A 3,369-nucleotide genomic window follows, 5' to 3' on the forward strand; every position below is an offset into this window, starting at 1 on the left:
CGAGCATGCCGCCGATCCAGGCCATGGAGGAAGCGCCGCCGGAGCTTCCCGGTTGGCGCCTGCGCGGAGTGGGACCGTTCACCTGATGGAGATTCGCGGCCGTGTGTCGGAGTCTCCTCCACGGGGGGCGTGAAAGGGTTCGCCCCACGAGCGGCGGAATCTCGGCGTATGCGTATCGTCTCGCTCATCGCCAGCGCCACCGAGATCGTCACGGCGCTCGGCTTCTCTGAGTCGCTGGTGGGTCGCTCGCACGAGTGCGACTTCCCCGCGTCGGTGTCGACCCTCCCGGTCTGCACCTCGCCCCGCTTCGAGATCGGAGGGGCGAGCGCCGACATCGACCGCAGCGTGAAAGCGCTGCTGCGCGACGCCCTCTCGGTGTATCAGGTCGACGCCGACATGCTTGCCGCGCTGCGCCCCGACGTGATCGTGACCCAGTCGCAGTGCGAGGTCTGCGCCGTGAGCACGAAAGACGTCGAGAATGCGCTCTGCAGCTGGGTCGACAGCCGGCCGCGCATCGTGAGCTGCCAGCCGGACAGTCTCGATGACGTGTGGGCCGACATCCGCCGCGTGGCTGAGGCCCTGGGGGCGCCTGAGCGCGGCACGGAGCTGGTCGATGCCCTGAGGGCCCGCATGGATTCTGTGTCCGCGCGCGCCCTGGCGTGCGGCACGCGTCCGCGGGTGGCCTGCATCGAGTGGGTCGACCCCCTCATGGCCAGTGGCAACTGGATGCCGACCCTGGTCGAGATGGCAGGCGGCGTCAATCTCTTCGGCGAGGCGGGGAAGCACGCCCCGTGGATGACCTGGGACGATCTCGTGCGCAGCGACCCCGACGTGATCGTGGCCCTGCCATGCGGGTTCGACATCGCGCGCACCCGCGTCGACATGCCGCTGCTCACCGAGCGCGCCGAATGGACGTCCTTGCGTGCCGTGCGCGACGGGCGCGTGTACGTCACCGATGGCAACCAGTACTTCAACCGTCCGGGCCCGCGACTGGCCGAGTCTCTCGAGATCCTGTGCGAGCTGCTCCACCCCGACGCGTTTGACTTCGGGCACTGCGGTCGCGCCTGGGAGCCCCTTGGCTGACGCCGAGGCCTTTCTGCGCGAGGCGTCTCATTTTCGTCTCGGAAGCCTGCCCACCGAGGGGCAGCATCCGAAGACGAAGGCCCTGGCGCAGCTTGCGCGCGACGATGTGGGGGGCGCGGTGGCGCTGCTGCAGGAGGTCGATGTCGATGCCCTCACGCACGTCGAGGCGGCCGCTCCGCGCATCGATGCGCTGCGCCAGCAGGTGACCGCGACCCTCGACGCCGGCGGTCGGGTGTTTCTCTGCGGCTGCGGCGCCACCGGACGCCTGTCGCTGGCCCTCGAGGTGCTCTGGCGTGAGCGCAATGCGGGTGCGCCTCATGAAGATCGTGTGGTGGCCTTCATGGCGGGCGGCGATCTCGCCCTGGTCCACTCCATCGAGAACTTTGAAGACATCCCCGCCTATGGCGCTCGACAGCTGCGCGAGCTGGGGTTTGGTGACGACGATCTGCTCATCGCGTGCACCGAGGGGGGCGAGACCCCCTTCGTCATCGGCGCCACCGAGGAGGCGGCGCGCGTGTCGCGACGTCGCCCCTGGTTCCTCTACTGCAATCCCGACGAGTCGCTGATGTCGGTCGCGCGATCGCGCGCCGTCATCGAGAGCGAGCAGATCGAGAAGATCAGTCTCTTCGTCGGCTGCATGGCGCTGAGCGGAAGCACGCGCATGCAGGCGAGCACCGTTCTGCAGCTGGCCGTGGGACTGGCGCTGCTGGCGTGTGATCACACGGCAGCGGTGGCTGACGAGGTGGTCGCCTTCACCCAGCTGGTGAGCCGCGTCGACCTGGGCTTCGTGGCCGCTCTGGTCTGTCTGGAGAGCGACATCTACGCGGCGGGAGGCGGGGTGCGATACGAGACGCGCACCCACGGCATCACCGTGGTCACCGACACCACCGAGCGCGCGCCCACCTTCAGCATGCGGGCGTTCGAGAACGACGCTGACCCGACACGTGAGCCGGCCTTGAGCTACGTGCACATCCCCGGGACGGGGTCGGCGCTCGAGGCCTGGCGCTCCCTGCTGCGACGCGAGCCGCGCACGCTCGAGTGGGAAGGGGTGGCGGTCGTGGCGGGTCGCGCGCGATTGCTCGGCTTCGACTTCAGCGACGCCCTCCCCGAGAAGCGGGCCGCGCGCTGGCATGCCTGGGCGCTTCGTGAAGGTCGCTCACGCGGACCCGATGAGGTGTTTGCCATCGGCCGCACGGTCGAGGGAGGGGTTAGCCTGTCGCTCACATCGCCGGAAGGCGTGGTGGGGGGCGCGCTGAGCATGGCCCCGCTGCCCCTGCTCTTCGAGCACCTGCTGCTCAAGATCGCGCTCAACATCCACTCCACATTGGTGATGGGGCGCCTGGGTCGCTACACCCGCAATGTCATGACCTGGGTGCGTCCGAGCAACAAGAAGCTCATCGACCGCACCATCCGCTACGTCACGCTGCTGCTCGCCGACGAGGGGAAGACGGCTTCCTATGACGAGGTGGCGCACGCCGTGTTCGCCGAGATCGATGACACGCCGCCGAGCGAGCCCATCGTTCTGCGGGTGTTCGAGCGGCTGCGACGCGCGTGAGCGATCTGGCCCGCGCGCTCGCCCAGGCGGTGCCCGAATCGCGCGTGTCGGTCGCGGCGATCGATCGGGTGCGCTACGCCAGCGACGCGTCGTGCTACCGCCTCGTGCCGCAGGCGGTCGTGCACGCGGCCTCGGTCGATGAGGTGCGCCGGCTGTTCGTCACCGCGCGTGCCCAGGGCGTGCCGCTGGTCTTTCGCACCGCGGGGACCTCGCTCTCCGGCCAGGCAGTCACCGATGGCGTTCTGGTGGAGGTGGCGCGTCACTGGCGTCGGCTCGAGTTGCTCGATGACGGCCTGCGGGTTCGGGTGCAGCCTGGCGTCATCGGCGCCGCGGTGAATGCCGCGCTGCGCCCCCACGGTCGTCGCATGGGCCCGGACCCGGCAAGCATCGACGCGTGCATGATGGGGGGCATACTGGCCAACAACTCGAGCGGCATGTGCTGCGGGGTGCGCGACAACGCCTATCACACCCTCGAGTCGATGGTCATGGTGCTGCCGGACGGATCGCTGCTCGACAGCGCGCGTGACAGCGCGGTGTTCGCCGAGACCCCGCTTGCGCGGGGGTTGGTTGCGCTGCGCGACGCGGTGCGCTCGAACGCCGATCTCGTTGCGCGCATCCGGCGCAAGTACGCCATCAAGAACACGACGGGGTACAGCCTCAATGCGTTCCTCGACGAGACCGACCCGCTGCGCATGCTGGCGCGCCTGATGATCGGCAGCGAGGGGACGCTC

Annotated in this window: 3 protein-coding genes; all 3 read left to right on the forward strand. The window is 69.2% G+C overall.

Going from position 1 to position 3,369, the window contains the following annotated elements; all coding sequences use genetic code 11:
- The first annotated feature begins 168 nt into the window (after positions 1 to 168).
- On the forward strand, positions 169 to 1,083 hold the full coding sequence (locus EB084_22090) for a cobalamin-binding protein (protein NDD30955.1): 915 nt from the start codon (positions 169 to 171) through the stop codon (positions 1,081 to 1,083).
- Entirely contained in the window at positions 1,040 to 2,638 is a 1,599-nt protein-coding gene (locus tag EB084_22095) for an SIS domain-containing protein (GenBank protein ID NDD30956.1), read from the forward strand. The genes EB084_22090 and EB084_22095 overlap by 44 nt, the downstream gene beginning before the upstream one ends.
- Positions 2,635 to 3,369, forward strand: a 735-nt coding sequence (locus EB084_22100; protein NDD30957.1) for an FAD-binding oxidoreductase, incomplete at its 3' end; no start/stop codon positions are given. The genes EB084_22095 and EB084_22100, both read left to right, overlap by 4 nt.

The sequence above is a fragment of the Pseudomonadota bacterium genome (assembly GCA_010028905.1).
In the GTDB taxonomy this organism is placed as follows: domain Bacteria; phylum Vulcanimicrobiota; class Xenobia; order RGZZ01; family RGZZ01; genus RGZZ01.